We start from the raw sequence: 15,593 nt of genomic DNA on the forward strand, positions 1-15,593 counted from the left end.
TACACCGATACGCAGGTGACGATCACTTATGCGGACAACAGCACCGAAGTTGTAGTAGTAAACCCTGATGGTTCGTTCGATGTTACCGTGCCTGCCAACGACACGACATACAGCATCACTGTTAGTACAACGGATGACGACCTGTTCGAAGGCCCTGAGACCTTCACGCTGTCTGGTGCAACTGCTGTACAAACTACACCAGCAGAAGGTACGGGTACGATTGTTGATGATGGCAGTGGCCCAGGTCCTGATCCAGATGATGACCGTCCGACTGCAGCATCAATTAGCTCAACCACCGTCAACGAAGGTGATCCTGCAACACTTGATGTGACCATGAGTAATGCCAGTACAACAGATACTGTTGTTAACATGACGCTCGCCGATGGCACCGCAGATGGTGGCGTGGATTACACCGATACGCAGGTGACGATCACTTATGCGGACAACAGCACCGAAGTTGTAGTAGTAAACCCTGATGGTTCGTTCGATGTCACTGTTCCTGCTAACGACACGACATACAGCATCACCGTTAGTACAACGGATGATGAGCTGTTTGAAGGTCCAGAGACCTTCACACTAAATGGTGCGACTGCCGTACAGACCACGCCAGCAGAAGGCACAGGTACGATTGTTGATGATGGCAGTGGCCCTGGTCCCGATCCAGATGACGACCGCCCAACCGTGGCATCGATAAGCTCGACCACTATTAACGAAGGTGATCCTGCAACACTTGATGTGACCATGAGTAATGCCAGTACAACAGATACTGTTGTTAACATGACGCTCGCCGATGGCACCGCAGATGGTGGCGTGGATTACACCGATACGCAGGTGACGATCACTTATGCGGACAACAGCACCGAAGTTGTAGTAGTAAACCCTGATGGTTCGTTCGATGTTACCGTGCCGGCAATCGATACGACATTTAGTGTTACGATGGAAACATTAAATGACGATATCTATGAAGGTGATGAAACATTCACACTATCGGGTTCGACGTCTGTTCAGACTACGCCTGCGATTGGTACGGTAACGATAGATGATGAAACGGATAGACCAAGCGTTGCGGATATCACAGATATACAAGTCACCGAGGGTGAGGACGCGACCTTCAATGTCACATTAAGCAATGCGAGCACTGTCGCGATCTTAGTAAGCATGTCACTACTTGATGGAACCGCTTTAGCAGGGGATGATTTTAATGCAACATCCGTAACAATTACTTATGCCGACAATACGACCGAAGTGGTCAACGTGGCACCTGATGGAACGTTTGATGTCTCTGTACCTGTGAACGATACGACATTTAGCGTTACGGTTAATACTCTTGAAGATCAAGTTTATGAGCAATCAGAAAACTTCACGTTGACTGGCGAAATCCAAGGCCAAAATGTCGCAGCTTCAGGTATTGGTACAATTCTTGACGATGACAACACACCTCCAACCGTAGAAGATTTCAATATCATTATTGATTTGAACAACCCCGGTGAAGATGCGTTGATTGATTTTGGTCCTTATGCGCAGGACTTGGAAGATGACTTCGATCCTTTCGATGATAAAGAAACCAGCATTTGCATCACGACGCTCCCTGAGTATGGGTATCTTTACTACTTTGATGACCAGAATAATGAAGTTGTACTCGAAATAGGCGATGTTATCCCTGAGTCAACAGAAGTTCGCTATGGACTCACCGAAGACTTCTTCGATGAACAAAGTTTTGATTCACAAGACTTGTTGGATGAGTTTGATAAAGACTTTATCGCGGACACTGTTGACGTTAATGGCTTGAGTTTCTTTGGTGGAACCATCGATAGCAACGGAGATTTTGTTAACAACGCTCAAATCAAAGTGGACTTTGCAAACCAACAAGTTGGTTTGGTTGTTGTTTCTCCCGGAGAAACAGGACAAGGTGATGAGATCAGTACGAGCGAGTTCATTGCGATTGAGCTAGATGAAGGCCTCGAGGCCGAAGAAGCTCGCCTCGATCTAGCGAGCTTAAATGACCGCTTTAATAGTGGAGCTGCTTGGATCAATGTTTATTTTTACATGGATGGTGTCCTAGCAGAAACGCAGGTCATTCAAACCTCTGACATTGTGTTTACCGGTAATCAAGAAGGTTTTGCCACAGTGGCTATTACTAACGGTAGTTTCGACGAAATTCGCTTGTTCCCAGAGACGAACAGTGCGAGTGACAAAGCGAGTTTTACTCTCGTCGGTACTCAGATTACCAGCTTTAACAATGTGAACGACTCCTTTGATTACAAGGCAATAGATTCAGATGGTCTCACCAGTGCCGATACTGCAACCGTGGATATTGATTTTACCAATGTGTCTGTTGATGCGGTCGAAGCGTTTGGTGTTCAAGTGGGAGCGTTGCAAGTTAATACTATTCAAGGAACCGACCAGAATGACAACTTAGTCGGAACGGACAGCAATGACATTTTGATTGGTGGGCTTGGAGACGATGTGCTCACTGGTGGTGCAGGCGACGACATCTTTAAATGGCTCGAAATGGATACGGCTACGGATACCGTTACTGACTTTGAAAGTGGCGATTCTTTAGACTTTGTGGACCTATTTGATGATGTCAGCGAGAGTGACATCTCTATTCTACTAGATGATTTGAGTTCTGGTGACTATGCGGGGCAAGTGGACGACATAACAGTCTCTGTAACGGAAGATGGTGGAAACTCAACATTGACCATTAACAAAGATGGCCAGCAACTTGAAGTCAATTTTGACGGCGCTTCAGCGGCGGATATCGCAAACAGTATCATCACTAACCTCGAGCAATTGAGAGAATAAAAAAACGGAGCGACAGCTCCGTTTTCTTTTTGAATTGGTTTTAATCAGCGATTAAAGCACTTTACACGCAAAACCTTTTAGGTAGAAACCTTCTGGGTAGGCCGTATCTGTTGGGTGATCAGCTGCTTGCTCGAAACGCTCTACGAATTTTACTTGGCGATTTGCATCTACTGCTGCATCGGCAATGATTTTTTGGAACAGAACTTGGTCCATTAAACCTGAGCAAGAGTAGGTAAGCAGCGTGCCGCCAGGGTTTAGAATTTGCATCGCCAACATGTTGATGTCTTTGTAGCCACGGCATGCACCGTTTAGCTGTGCTTTGCTCTCTGCAAACTTCGGTGGATCCATGATCACAACATCGAACTTCGTACCTTGGTCGCGGTATTCGCGTAGCAATTTGAACACGTCTGCGTTTAGGAACACAGCACGCTTTTTCGAGATATCAAACTCGTTCAGCTCTGCGTTGAACTTTGCAGTGTCTAGAGCAGGTTGCGATACGTCCGCGTTGATAACACGTTTTGCGCCGCCTTTTAGTGCGTATAAACCAAAACCGCCGGTGTAAGAGAAACAGTTCAGAACTTCTTTGTCTTTCACGTACTTCATCGCTTGTTGACGGCTGTCGCGTTGGTCTAGGTAGAAACCCGTTTTATGACCGCCAACGATGTCTACGCTGATTTTTACGCCGTTCTCTTCAATCACCACTGATTTCGGCGGCTCTTCACCGTGCAGTAAGCCAGTGGTTTCTTTCAAACCTTCTTTCTTACGTACCGCGACGTCTGAACGCTCGTAAACGTTGCAGTCTGGGAAACACTCAACCAAAGCATCAACAATCGCTTGCTTGTTATATTCTGCGCCCGCACTTAGAAGCTGACACACAAAGAAGTTTTGGTAACGGTCGATAGTAACGCCAGGCATACCGTCTGACTCTGCCGCGATAAGGCGGTAACCGGTAAGACCATCACGCTCAATAACGTCTTCACGAAGAAGCTGAGCGTTGTTGAAACGCTTAACAAAAAACGCTTTGTTGATCTCTTCTTTTTCAAAACTCCAAATACGAGCACGAATTTGAGAAGCTGGTGAATATGCTGCTTTAGCTAGCCATTTTCCGTCGTGAGTGAATACATCAACGGTTTCGCCAAGAGCAGGTTCGCCCTCAACTTTACTGATGCCTCGAGAGAAGATCCAAGGGTGCTTGCGCTTAACCGATTTCTCACGACCTTTAACCAAATAGATAGCAGCTGTCATTTCTTTAGCTCTTGTTGAATTTTGAAAGGGGCGTATTGTCCGGGATGTTGTCCGCAAAAGCAATATCCATCGACAATCCAATCATTTGTAGAGGCTCTAATTATATGCCGAGAACCGGAACAAAGGGCCACTTTAAGGTGGTAAGAAACTAGCGGTAGGTACAAAAAAGGGCCACCGAAGTGACCCTGATTTTTCAACTTATAACCAAGCTTTATATAACTAAGCTTTAAGGCCTGTCAGTAGCGACTCCATGGTGTCACTTTGAGCTCGAAGCTGCTCAACGTTTTGCGACGTTGTGCTGATCATCATACACACATTGTTTGCTTGAATGCGGACCTCTTCAACGCTTGACGCAATATTGTCAGCCACGACGCCTTGCTCTTCTGCAGCGGTTGCAATTTGGATGCTGCTGTCAGAGATAGTTTGGTTCTTGTCTGCTAGTGAGCCGATCTCGTGATTTACTTCTGCCATCAGAGTCTGACCTTCATTCGCATTGTGAACCGTTACTTCCATCAGCTTGGTGAGTGATTGGCTGTTACGTTGTAGCGCTTCAATCATAGCTTGAATCTCTACCGTCGCTTGTTGAGTGCGGCCTGCAAGAGCACGAACTTCATCAGCAACAACTGCAAAGCCACGACCTTGTTCGCCTGCACGAGCTGCTTCAATCGCAGCGTTTAAGGCGAGTAGGTTAGTTTGCTCAGAGATACCGTTGATGGTCGTTACCACTTCATCAATTTGCGCTGCGTTTGCATCCAGCTCTTCAACCGCTTGAGAGGCGGATTGGATCTCAGTAGAAAGATTCGAGATAGAGTGAAGGGTATTTTCTACTTTCACTTGGCCAGATTGCGCTACGCTGCGAGCATCGTCTGTTTGTGTGCTTGAATCGTGTGCCAGTGTTGCCACCTCACGAATCGTAGAGGCCATTTGCTCCGTTGCACTTGCCAGAGAGTTTAGATGTTCTTGTTGGGTGTTAGAAATCTCAGAGCTGTTTTGAATCGATAGGTTCAGATCAGAACTGATTTGCTGCATCAGTGCGACAGACTCTTGAATCGACTGAACCATTTTTTGTTCGCGGTCGGCAACTTTGTCTATCGTAATTGCGATTTCACTGAATTCATCACGAACGCGGAAGAAGTTCATACGAGCAGTCAAATCACCATCAGCTAATGTGTTCAGTGCTTTGTTCATCGTAAACATAGCGCCACCGATGAAGGTCATGATGTAGTAAACACCCAGCGCGATGATAAATAGCGTAACAAGGATAATGCTTACTTGCGTCGTAGAAAGCGCTGTCCAAAGTGATTGCTCATGACTTGCAACCAGACTAAACGTGCCATTCATTACCGACACAGAGTCAGGTCCTGTACCGAGAGTAATTGTATCTGAACTCGCGATTAGACTAGCAACTTGAGATTGCGAGAGATTTCCTGCTTCAATCAAGCCTTTCATCAACATCAGCTCTTCTTGGTACAAGTCAGAGATGAGTGAGTTAGCGGCACTGTTCAAAACAAGAGTAAGAATGACTAATGCGAGGAGAGGAAGGAAGAAGAGTAAATAGAACTTTTCTTGAATCTTTAAGTGGATAAGGTATTTATCAATCCAACGGAAAGGAATTTCTTTCATAATTATTATAACCATATAAAAACCCACTATCCTTAGTGGGGTAAATAGACGCAAATAATATATCACTCAAATATAGGGAGCGGTATACGGATGGTACTAAAGTGTGAGAAGTTTCTGATAGTAGGTCATGTACAAGGGGTAGGATTTCGATACCACACATCACATCAAGGATTGAAGCTCGGTCTAACGGGGTATGCGAAGAACTTAAACAACGGAGATGTTGAAGTGATTGCCTGTGGCACAGAAGAACAAATTGCAGCGTTTTCGGCGTGGTTAGAGGAAGGGCCGCGGACGGCGACAGTAGACAGTGTCACTCAGGAAAGTGTGTCTTATAAGCCTTTCCGCGGATTTAAGATCTTATAGCTTTACAGTCAATTATTTTGTAAGCGATGAGGCTGGAAACAAGTGTCTTACAAACATTTCGCTGGTTTTGGTAGCCCAGCCAGTTTGGTTGCTTGTTTTGCAGGGCCTTTCTTAAACAGTTTGAATAGGTACTTGCTGTTACCTTTTTCCGGGCCGTGTGCCTTTTCCATTGCTTTTACTAGCATTCTTACTGCTGGTGATGTGTTGAACTCTTCATAAAAATCACGCACAAAGTGAACCACTTCTAGGTGCGCTTCTGTTAGTTCAATTTCTTCTTCTTTTGCTAGAAGCTCAATCATGCCTTCTTCCCACTGAGTGTGGTCAAGTAGATAACCTTGAGCATCGGTTTCAATTTCTTTGCCGTTGTAAACGAACATAGCTTTGCTTCCGCTAAGTAACCTTTGATACGTATAGGGTAGCGTAGAGGCTGACGTATTCTCAACAAAAGAATCCTTTGGGCTTTCCGAGCGATGTAAATGTGTGCAGTCAAAAGTAGACTTCGAACATGGGCAAGCGGTTCGGATAAATTAACGGCTATTCACTAAATTGTTGATTTATTCATTTGGTTAGAAAATTCTCGGGGTGAGTATTTTGGTTTTTGCATGAATATTCATTAATGTGATGAGGATTGCTTACCAAGGTAATTGATAATGTGCTGTGTGACGACGTCGATAGCTTCAAAGGCAACGCTGTGGATCTCTATCGCAAATTATCTGTCCTGAACGTGAAGTTTCAGCGTATTCGGTTACGTTTTAAATTACATTGTTCATCAAAATAGGAAATCCAATGACAAATCGCGTCTATGTTTTAGCTCAGTTCAAGCCGAAAGAAGGCAAGGAAGCCGAGCTGTTTGAAGTGCTCAAAGCTTTAGAGCCAGATTCATACAGGGAGGAGGGATGCATACAGTACATGCTCACTCGTCAAATTGACCATCCTAGTGCAACTCGAAATGAATACCCAATTGTGTTTAACGAGATTTGGGAAGATGCTGAATCATGGTCTGCACATGGACGCCGAAAGCAGATTCAACAGTTTTTCGAAACGCAGGTAAAGGCAGACTCTGGGTTAGTAGAAGATGCGATCGTTACCGCATACAGCGATAAGGGATATGACTACGACGCGCCAATTTACGAACCAGAGTAATCATTGGAATAAAGCAGAAAAGAAAAAGCCCGAAGGTGACCTTCGGGCTTTTGCGTTTTGAATTCAATCTGACGTATTAATCGTCGTTCATGATGCCTAGGATGCTTAGTAGGCTGATGAAGATGTTGTAGATTGAAACGTACAGTGTAATCGTTGCAGAGATGTAGTTTGTTTCACCACCACGGATGATGCCTTGAGTGGTCATCAGGATTGCCATAGTAGAGAAAACAATGAACAAGCTGCTAAGTGCTAGATGTAGGATCGTTGATTGGATGAAGATGCTCGCAATCATACCCACTACTAGAACTACAAATAGTGACAGCATTAGGCCACCCATCATAGACAGGTCGCGTTTTGTCGTTAGAGCGTAAGCCGATGCAGCCATGAATGATAGAGCTGTACCGCCAAGAGCTGTTAGAACAACGTCGCCCATACCAGCGCCGATGTACATGTTTAGGATTGGACCAATGGTGTAACCCAAGAAGCCTGTGAATAGGAACGTAAACACAAGACCTAGGCTGTTGTTACGGTTCTTTTCTGTTAGGAATAGTAGACCGTAGAAACCGACCAACATTAGGATAATACCCGGACGTGGAAGGTTAAATGCCATTGATACGCCAGCAACGAGTGCTGACCATAGTAGAGTCATAGAAAGTAGTGCATATGTATTACGCAGTACTTTGTTGGTTTGTAGAGCACTCTCTTGAGTAGTAGTGCGAGAAAACATAGGACTGTTCATAATCTTCCTCTATAAGGGACTGTCTTATCTTTAATATATAGACATATATGGGCCCGATAGTTCAAAAAATCAAGCCCGCCACACGTATATCTAGAACAAAATAATAATAGAAATAATGTGTTATGTATTTGGCAACTTGTAACACAATATTACCGCCTTGCATAGCGAACAAAGGCTTATTATTCAAAGCTATGATGGCCAGTTCACGAACTGTGTTGTAAGTTTGCGCAAATTTACAACGTATTGAATCAACTGGATTTTCGTAACAAGGGTGATATGCGCTTGTTGGAATAAAGAAAAAGCGCTGATTTGAGGTCAGCGCTTTGCACTCTTATTTCATTTTTCGTCTGAATGTTTAAATCACAATTAGTGATGAAGGATCTGAGCTAAGAAGTTCTGAGTTCGGTCCGATTGTGGGTTCTCGAAGAAGTCGACAGGGTTGTTTTCTTCGATAATTTCCCCCGCATCCATAAAGATGACTCGGTCGGCAACTTCTTTTGCAAAGCCCATCTCATGCGTTACACACAGCATGGTCATGCCTTCTTCCGCGAGCTCAACCATTACGTCAAGCACTTCACGCACCATTTCTGGGTCGAGTGCAGAAGTGGGTTCATCAAACAGCATTACTTTAGGGTTCATACAAAGAGAACGGGCAATCGCTACACGCTGCTGCTGACCACCAGAAAGCTGACCTGGGTATTTATCCGCTTGATCTGGGATCTTAACGCGCTCTAGGTACTGCATTGCGACAGCTTCAGCTTCTTCTTTCGGCATTTTCTTCACCCAGATAGGGGCAAGCGTACAATTCTCCAAAACCGTTAGATGAGGGAAAAGGTTAAAGTGCTGAAAACACATACCCACTTCACGGCGAACCGCCTCAATGTTTTTCAGGTCTTCGGTAAGTTCAGTACCCGATACATAGATGCTACCAGCTTGATGCTCTTCCAAACGGTTGATACAGCGAATCATGGTTGACTTACCTGAACCTGAAGGGCCGCAGATAACGATTTTCTCACCTTTCTTTACCTCTAGATTGATGTTCTTTAGTACGTGAAACTCACCATACCACTTATTCATGTCCTTCAACTGGATCATATAATCTTGTTGTTGCGTCATAATACGTCCTTGATCTTGATGAGTTATCGTTTGTGACCGGTATGAAGTTTGTTTTCAAGCCATATCGAGTAACGTGACATGCCAAAACAAAATACCCAAAACACTAACGCGACAAATACATAACTTTCGGTTGCGAAACCTAACCACTCAGGGTCGGTATTCGCGGCTTGTCCAATGCCCAGTACGTCAAACATACCGATAATAAGCACAAGACTGGTATCTTTAAACAGGCCGATAAACGTGTTCACGATAGAAGGGATAGTGATCTTCAGCGCCTGAGGCAAAATGATCAGTCCCATCTTTTTCCAGTAGGTAAGACCAAGAGCATCTGCCGCTTCATACTGGCCTTTAGGAATCGCTTGCAAACCACCACGCACTACCTCCGCCATGTAGGCGGCACTGAACATAACCACACCTATTAGCGCACGGATCAGCTTGTCAGTTTCGGAGCCTTCCGCTAAAAACAGCGGTAGCATGACCGATGCCATGAACAGAACAGTAATGAGTGGGACACCGCGCCACACTTCAATGTACACCGTACAGATACTGCGAATAATCGGCATATCTGAACGTCGACCAAGTGCTAACGCCACACCAATTGGTAGAGAAACTACGATACCAACAAGTGCGATGATCAACGTAACTAATAAACCACCCCATTTGTGGGTCTCAACGACTTCAAGACCAAATACGCCACCGTAAAGCAATGCGGCAATAATGAATGGGTAAATGTTTACGAAGAACAACCAAATCCAAATGCGTTTTGGTGTTTTCTCGTAAGCGAGTAGCACTGTAAAAATAGCTAATGTGATGTAGAACAAGCGAGGGCGCCAGAGTTCAGATTCTGGATAGAATCCATACATGAACTGTTCCCAACGTACGCTAATAAAAACCCAGCATGCGCCTTCGCGTGTGCAGTCGTCTCTGGTTGCGCCAATCCAATCCGCATCAACAAATGCCCAATCAATAATGTTCCAAAGGGCTGAGAACACGATGTAAGCAAGGATAAGCGTGACGATGGAGTTCACCGGCCCATTGAATAGGTTTTTGCGTAGCCAACCTATTACTCCGACAGTGTTCGCCGGTGGTGGAAGATCAGGTTGAAATTGATGTGTGCTCATATTATCTCTCCACCAGTGCAACTTTGCGGTTGTACACGTTCATCAGCGCCGAAGTAATCAAACTCAACGTCAAGTAAACCCCCATGGTCATCGCGATGATCTCAATCGCTTGCCCAGTTTGGTTCAAGGTGGTACCAGCGAACACAGATACCAGATCTGGGTAACCAATCGCCATTGCTAGCGAAGAGTTCTTGGTTAGGTTCAAATATTGGCTAGTAAGAGGAGGGATGATAATTCGCAGCGCTTGTGGAATGACGACCAACTTTAGTGTCTTCGTTCGAGGCAAACCAAGCGACATTGCCGCTTCTGTTTGACCATGACTCACAGCGTTAATACCAGAGCGAACAATCTCAGCAATGAACGACGCGGTATAGACACTCAACGCAAGTAGGAGTGCTGCAAGTTCTGGAATGATGCTGATGCCACCACGGAAGTTAAAGCCTTTTAACTCTGGGTATTGCAATGAAATAGGCATTCCCGCTAAGAAGTAAACGACCAAAGGAAGCACAATGACTAAGCCAAACATAATGCGGCCCATCGGCGTTTGTTGACCCGTTAAGCGTTGCTTATTGTTCGCCCAAACGTTGATCAGAATACTTGCGATGATACCGATAATGAGTGCAGCAATAACAAAACTGCTTCCTGCTTCCATAACCGGTGCAGGGAAATACAAACCACGTACGTTCAAAAAGATAGCTTCACCAAGGCTCATACTTTGACGCGGTGATGGTAGGGCTTGAAGAACGGCGAAATACCAAAAGAAGATTTGCAGAAGTAGTGGAATATTTCGGAATGTTTCAATATAAACCGCGGCTAATCGACTCACCAACCAGTTGGAGGAGAGACGTGCGATACCCATAACAAAACCAATTACGGTTGCGAGAATAATACCGAGCACAGAAACCAGTGCGGTATTAAGAAGACCAACGACGAAAGTACGCCCATAAGAAAACGTTTCATCGTATTCGATAAGAGTCAGGCCGATCCCAAAGCCTGCTTCTTGATTAAGGAAACCAAAGCCTGTTGCAATACCACGTGCTTCAAGATTGGTCAGCGCATTGTTGATGATTGTGTAGAAGAAAAATACCAGTGCAGCTACGGCAATGATCTGGAAAAGAGCGGAGCGAAAAGCAGGATTGTAAATCAGGCTCTTACTTCCGCTTGGTTTGGACATCGTACTTGGCGATGTATCATTCGTCGGTTTCATACAGCGATAACCTCAAACCCTTATTTATACAGTTACTCACGAAAAAGGGCGGCATAAACCGCCCTGTGATAATCGTTGTATTAGCGGATTGGTGGCGCGTACATGAAGCCGCCTGCATTCCATAGTGCGTTCACACCACGAGAAATTTTCAGCGGTGAACCAGTACCAACCGTACGCTCGAAGCTTTCACCATAGTTACCTACTTGCTTGATAACTTGGTAGCCCCAATCGTCACGAATGCCTAGACCTTTACCTTTCGGACCATCCACACCAAGAATACGTTTGATGTTTGGATCTTTCGATTTCAACATCTCATCAGCATTCTTAGAGCTAATGCCATACTCTTCCGCATTGACCATCGCAAATAGAGTCCACTTGGCAATATTGAACCATTGGTCATCACCTTGACGTACCACTGGGCCTAGAGGCTCTTTAGAGATGATTTCAGGAAGAACGGTTGCAGAAGAAGGGTCTTTAAGGTTTAAACGCAGAGCATACAGACCAGATTGGTCCGTCGTCAGTACGTCACAGCGACCAGCATCAAAACCTTTAGAAGTTTGTGCAGCTGTATCAAATACGACGGGTTTGTATGCCATACCTTGGTTGCGGAAGTAGTCCGCCAAGTTAAGCTCCGTTGTCGTACCTGACTGTACACACACTGATGCGCCATCAAGCTCCTTCGCACTTGATACACCAAGATCTTTCTTAACCATGAAGCCCTGACCGTCGTAATAGTTAACGCCGACAAAGTTCAAGCCAAGAGCCGTATCACGGTGTAGTGTCCAGGTGGTGTTACGTGAAAGCACATCGATTTCACCCGATTGAAGTGCAGTGAAACGTTCTTTCGCGGTAAGGGGTACATATTTAACTTTCGTTTTATCCCCAAGAACGGCTGCAGCCAGTGCTTGGCAATATTCTACGTCGATACCTTCCCATTCACCTTTTGAGTTAGGGTTTGAGAAACCAGGTAGACCGGTACTTACGCCACAAGTAATAAAACCTTGTTTTGTGACTTTGTCCAGAGTAGTGTCTGCTGCTTGAGCTGAAGTCGCCATCATTGCAGTAGAAGCCGCTACGACGGAAGCAAGAACTGTGAGTTTATTCGCCATTTGTATCCTTCCTGTATGATCCATGTTTAATCAGGAGCGACCTGATACAACGTGTCCAATTCGTTTGTGTTTTCGTCCTACATGATTGATTTTAGAAGAAACGGCCATCGTCAAATCAATCAGTTAAAGCGTAGGAAAGGATTTGCTAATTCTCAAACATATAATTTAAAAAGAGTTTTGGAGAGAAGTCACAAAGCGCCTTGCGATTTAGAATGACGAAATGTTAATTGTTTGTAAATAGTGCAACTAATTGTTGAATTGGTGCATCAGAATAATCGGTAAAAGAAGGAATAAAACAGAAGGATAAAAGTTTGTTATTAAAAGTGTCATTAGTGTAGGGCGGCTATGTCAGCCGAAAATTTGAACAAATATTATTTGTGAAGTCGAAACAAGGTGAAGTGATTGCCCCATTTTTGGTAGCATGAATTTCGACAGTTATTTGAAGTGATCATGGATTGAAATGCGATATTTTCCTCTGTTCTTAGATTTAGTGAATAAACCAGTACTGGTTGTTGGTGGTGGTGAAGTAGCAAGCCGTAAAGTGGAGGCACTGCTTAAAGCTGGTGCGGATGTTACCATTGTCTCCCCAAGCCTTGTTGATTTCCTCGATAAGCTTGCTCAAGAGCAGCAAGTACATTGGATTCAACGCTTTTACTCAAGTGACCTTGTCACAAAGTCTTTTATTCAAGTGTGGGCAACCACAGACAATCCGGAATTGAATCACCAGGTTTATAAAGACGCGAAAGAGTTGGGCATCTTAGTCAACGTCGTTGATGACAAACCTTACTGTGACTTCATCACGCCTTCGATGATTAACCGCGGTCGTATTCAAATTGCCATCTCTAGTGGTGGTGCATCACCAGTACTGATTCGAAACATTCGTGAAAAACTAGAAGCGATCCTACCACAAAACATGGGATTGATGGCGGAGTTTGCTAACTCGAAACGTAACTCGATCAAAGAAGCACTTCCTAGTGTCGATTTACGTCGCAAGTTTTGGGAGAACTATTTCTCGCATCCTGAAGTGGAAAATGCGCGCGATAATCGAGAGCTTGAAACCATCTATCAAGAAACCATGACCAAGCCGTTGGATGAGACAGGCAGTTGTACATGGATTCAGGTAGGTAAAGATGTGGAAATGTTACCTATCAAAGCTGTGCGTTATATGCAGCAAGCAGAGCTGGCACTTCACTCAACGAAATGCGAAGCGGATGTAATGGAGCTGGTGAGAAGAGATGCAGAACGTGAGGCATTCTCCAGTGCAACTGAGCTCTCCGACATGCTGAGAAAAGCCAAAGAGGAGAAGCTTCGTGTATGTGTGTTCATTCCTCACGGAACAAGTGAGTTCTCGCTGCTGCAAGGGCAAGATTTAGTGATCTAATCTTCAAGGTCACTAGCTATTGAACTCCTACAAAAACGCCGACGAGATTATCGCCGGCGTTTTTTATTCCACTTTTCTTATCCACCTACAAGGCGAATAGGAGAGCGCAATTAATCACGGAAGTTGTTGTACTGAAATGGGATACCCATCTCTGCTTCACGGATCGCTGCAATCGTTGCTTGTAAGTCGTCACGCTTCTTACCCGTTACGCGCACTTTGTCGCCTTGGATAGACGCTTGAACTTTAAGCTTCGCATCTTTGATTAGCTTAACTAGCTTTTTCGCAGTAGGCGTATCGATGCCTTGGCGGAAAGCGATGTTTTGGTGCCAGTTTTTACCCGTCGCTTCTGGATTTTTTGCATCCATAGCGTTCGCATCAATGTTACGCTTTGCCAAGTGGCTACGTAGGATGTCACGCATTTGCTTAAGCTGGAACTCGCCTTCTGCGGACACTTTTACATTTTCTTCTACTAGCTCAAAGCTCGCATTCACATTGCGGAAATCGAAACGAGTCGATAGTTCACGGTTAGCGTTATCAACCGCGTTACGTAGTTCAACGGTATCGATTTCTGAAACAATATCAAACGATGGCATGAAGATTCCTTGATTATCTTGTTATAGGGAAATTACTTACTGGATTTTACTGCTTCTGCCAGCATATCTAGCATAGTTACAGTATCATCCCAACTTAGACATGGGTCAGTGATAGATTGACCATAAGTTAAGTTGTGAATATCAGTCATTGGCTGATTGCCTTCAATGATGAAGCTTTCTGCCATGATACCCGCAATGCGAGTGCTGCCTGATTTAATTTGGTCACAAATGTCTTGTGCAACTTCGATTTGCTTGCGGTGCTGTTTCTGACAGTTCGCATGGCTGAAGTCTACAATCAAGCGTTGTGGCAAGTCGAACTCTGCCAGAGCTTCGCACGCTTGTTTAACAGACGCTTCATCAAAGTTAGGGCCTTTCTCACCACCACGAAGAATGATATGACCGTATGGGTTACCACTTGTGCGGTAAACCGTCATGCGACCATTCTTGTCTGGAGAGTAGAAGTAGTGTGATGCTTTTGACGCACGAATCGCGTCGATCGCGATTTTCACATTGCCGTTTGTACCGTTCTTAAAGCCAACTGGGCAAGATAGCGCAGAGGCCATTTCACGGTGGATTTGCGATTCTGTTGTACGAGCACCAATTGCGCCCCACGTGATCAGATCAGCAATGTACTGGCCTGTGATCATATCAAGAAACTCAGTAGCAGTCGCAAGACCAAGCTTGTTGATATCCAGTAGAAGTTTGCGCGCTTTGTGAAGGCCAGCTTCAAGCGCGTAGGAACCATCTAGGTTAGGGTCCGTGATTAGGCCTTTCCAACCAACAACGGTACGAGGTTTTTCAAAGTAAGTACGCATTACGATGAACAGTTCATCTTTGTACTTATCTTGAATGTTCGCAAGGCGAGTTGCGTAGTCAATTGCCGCTTCAGTGTCGTGCACCGAACATGGGCCAACGATAGCAAGGATGCGGTCATCCTCACCAGTTAAAATCTTCTCAATTTGACGACGAGATTGAGCGATACGGTCAGCGACGTCATCGGTAATTGGATGTACGCTACCTAGCTCTGCGGGTGTCGGCATCGGACCCAAAGGTTGGGTTCTCAATTCATCTGTTTTAATAGGCATGTTATAGCTTTATTCTCTATTGCGAAGCGGTAAAGATAACGGAATTATAGTTAGGAATAAACC

14 protein-coding genes are annotated in these 15,593 nt (G+C 44.9%); 4 read left to right on the top strand and 10 right to left on the bottom strand.

Going from position 1 to position 15,593, the window contains the following annotated elements; genetic code table 11:
* Positions 1 to 2,805, top strand: a 2,805-nt coding sequence (locus GXP65_RS25410) for a Calx-beta domain-containing protein (RefSeq protein WP_275898097.1), incomplete at its 5' end; no start/stop codon positions are given.
* Between the two features lie 51 nt (positions 2,806 to 2,856).
* Here the strand turns inward: GXP65_RS25410 and GXP65_RS10630 are convergent.
* On the bottom strand, positions 2,857 to 4,050 hold the full coding sequence (locus tag GXP65_RS10630) for a class I SAM-dependent methyltransferase (RefSeq protein ID WP_162092761.1): 1,194 nt from the start codon (positions 4,048 to 4,050) through the stop codon (positions 2,857 to 2,859).
* Between the two features lie 219 nt (positions 4,051 to 4,269).
* Positions 4,270 to 5,673 carry a methyl-accepting chemotaxis protein gene (locus GXP65_RS10635; RefSeq protein ID WP_045380564.1) on the bottom strand — a complete coding sequence of 468 codons (1,404 nt, stop codon included), beginning with the start codon at positions 5,671 to 5,673 and terminating at the stop codon, positions 4,270 to 4,272.
* A gap of 90 nt (positions 5,674 to 5,763) precedes the next feature.
* On the opposite strand from GXP65_RS10635, the gene yccX reads away from it, so the two are divergent.
* Positions 5,764 to 6,036, top strand: a complete 273-nt coding sequence (gene yccX, locus GXP65_RS10640; RefSeq protein ID WP_010448072.1) for an acylphosphatase — start codon at positions 5,764 to 5,766, stop codon at positions 6,034 to 6,036.
* 47 nt (positions 6,037 to 6,083) lie between these two features.
* Here yccX and GXP65_RS10645 read toward each other — a convergent pair whose 3' ends face one another.
* Positions 6,084 to 6,413, bottom strand: coding sequence for a TusE/DsrC/DsvC family sulfur relay protein (locus GXP65_RS10645; protein WP_005446773.1), 330 nt, complete (start codon positions 6,411 to 6,413; stop codon positions 6,084 to 6,086).
* Between the two features lie 409 nt (positions 6,414 to 6,822).
* Here GXP65_RS10645 and GXP65_RS10650 point away from each other — a divergent pair, with 409 nt between their 5' ends.
* Complete coding sequence (locus GXP65_RS10650; RefSeq protein ID WP_162092762.1) at positions 6,823 to 7,179, top strand: antibiotic biosynthesis monooxygenase; 357 nt, start codon at positions 6,823 to 6,825, stop codon at positions 7,177 to 7,179.
* 76 nt (positions 7,180 to 7,255) lie between these two features.
* Here GXP65_RS10650 and GXP65_RS10655 read toward each other — a convergent pair whose 3' ends face one another.
* From GXP65_RS10655 to GXP65_RS10675, 5 genes are all read right to left on the bottom strand, one after another.
* Positions 7,256 to 7,918 (bottom strand): Bax inhibitor-1/YccA family protein, encoded by a 663-nt coding sequence (locus GXP65_RS10655; RefSeq protein ID WP_005532392.1) that lies wholly within the window; start codon positions 7,916 to 7,918, stop codon positions 7,256 to 7,258.
* A 366-nt stretch (positions 7,919 to 8,284) separates the two neighbouring features.
* A complete protein-coding gene (locus GXP65_RS10660; protein ID WP_005430960.1) occupies positions 8,285 to 9,034 on the bottom strand; it encodes an amino acid ABC transporter ATP-binding protein in 750 nt (249 codons plus the stop codon).
* 23 nt (positions 9,035 to 9,057) lie between these two features.
* The gene (locus GXP65_RS10665) at positions 9,058 to 10,155 is read right to left on the bottom strand and encodes an amino acid ABC transporter permease (RefSeq protein WP_162092763.1); all 1,098 of its coding nucleotides are present in this window, start codon (positions 10,153 to 10,155) and stop codon (positions 9,058 to 9,060) included.
* A gap of 1 nt (position 10,156) precedes the next feature.
* Entirely contained in the window at positions 10,157 to 11,362 is a 1,206-nt protein-coding gene (locus GXP65_RS10670) for an amino acid ABC transporter permease (RefSeq protein WP_162092764.1), read from the bottom strand.
* 80 nt (positions 11,363 to 11,442) lie between these two features.
* Positions 11,443 to 12,471, bottom strand: coding sequence for an amino acid ABC transporter substrate-binding protein (locus tag GXP65_RS10675; RefSeq protein WP_005430967.1), 1,029 nt, complete (start codon positions 12,469 to 12,471; stop codon positions 11,443 to 11,445).
* A 460-nt stretch (positions 12,472 to 12,931) separates the two neighbouring features.
* Here GXP65_RS10675 and GXP65_RS10680 point away from each other — a divergent pair, with 460 nt between their 5' ends.
* A complete protein-coding gene (locus GXP65_RS10680) occupies positions 12,932 to 13,852 on the top strand; it encodes a bifunctional precorrin-2 dehydrogenase/sirohydrochlorin ferrochelatase (protein WP_010647911.1) in 921 nt (306 codons plus the stop codon).
* Between the two features lie 110 nt (positions 13,853 to 13,962).
* On the opposite strand, the gene GXP65_RS10685 is transcribed toward GXP65_RS10680, so the two are convergent.
* Entirely contained in the window at positions 13,963 to 14,445 is a 483-nt protein-coding gene (locus GXP65_RS10685; RefSeq protein WP_005430971.1) for a YajQ family cyclic di-GMP-binding protein, read from the bottom strand.
* A 32-nt stretch (positions 14,446 to 14,477) separates the two neighbouring features.
* A complete protein-coding gene (locus GXP65_RS10690; RefSeq protein ID WP_005430973.1) occupies positions 14,478 to 15,530 on the bottom strand; it encodes a 3-deoxy-7-phosphoheptulonate synthase in 1,053 nt (350 codons plus the stop codon).
* Positions 15,531 to 15,593: the final 63 nt, after the last annotated feature.

Origin of the sequence: Vibrio sp. LB10LO1, from assembly GCF_010092875.1 — a bacterium.
GTDB classification, from domain to species: domain Bacteria; phylum Pseudomonadota; class Gammaproteobacteria; order Enterobacterales; family Vibrionaceae; genus Vibrio; species Vibrio campbellii.

Excerpts from the sequence above, each read along its gene's own strand:
- GXP65_RS10630 (WP_162092761.1), bottom strand. The coding sequence starts at position 4,050 with ATGACAGCTGCTATCTATTTGGTTAAAGGTCGTGAGAAATCGGTTAAG.
- GXP65_RS10635 (WP_045380564.1), bottom strand. The coding sequence starts at position 5,673 with ATGAAAGAAATTCCTTTCCGTTGGATTGATAAATACCTTATCCACTTA.
- yccX (WP_010448072.1), top strand. The coding sequence starts at position 5,764 with ATGGTACTAAAGTGTGAGAAGTTTCTGATAGTAGGTCATGTACAAGGG.
- GXP65_RS10645 (WP_005446773.1), bottom strand. The coding sequence starts at position 6,413 with ATGTTCGTTTACAACGGCAAAGAAATTGAAACCGATGCTCAAGGTTAT.
- GXP65_RS10650 (WP_162092762.1), top strand. The coding sequence starts at position 6,823 with ATGACAAATCGCGTCTATGTTTTAGCTCAGTTCAAGCCGAAAGAAGGC.
- GXP65_RS10655 (WP_005532392.1), bottom strand. The coding sequence starts at position 7,918 with ATGAACAGTCCTATGTTTTCTCGCACTACTACTCAAGAGAGTGCTCTA.
- GXP65_RS10660 (WP_005430960.1), bottom strand. The coding sequence starts at position 9,034 with ATGACGCAACAACAAGATTATATGATCCAGTTGAAGGACATGAATAAG.
- GXP65_RS10665 (WP_162092763.1), bottom strand. The coding sequence starts at position 10,155 with ATGAGCACACATCAATTTCAACCTGATCTTCCACCACCGGCGAACACT.
- GXP65_RS10670 (WP_162092764.1), bottom strand. The coding sequence starts at position 11,362 with ATGAAACCGACGAATGATACATCGCCAAGTACGATGTCCAAACCAAGC.
- GXP65_RS10675 (WP_005430967.1), bottom strand. The coding sequence starts at position 12,471 with ATGGCGAATAAACTCACAGTTCTTGCTTCCGTCGTAGCGGCTTCTACT.
- GXP65_RS10680 (WP_010647911.1), top strand. The coding sequence starts at position 12,932 with ATGCGATATTTTCCTCTGTTCTTAGATTTAGTGAATAAACCAGTACTG.
- GXP65_RS10685 (WP_005430971.1), bottom strand. The coding sequence starts at position 14,445 with ATGCCATCGTTTGATATTGTTTCAGAAATCGATACCGTTGAACTACGT.
- GXP65_RS10690 (WP_005430973.1), bottom strand. The coding sequence starts at position 15,530 with ATGCCTATTAAAACAGATGAATTGAGAACCCAACCTTTGGGTCCGATG.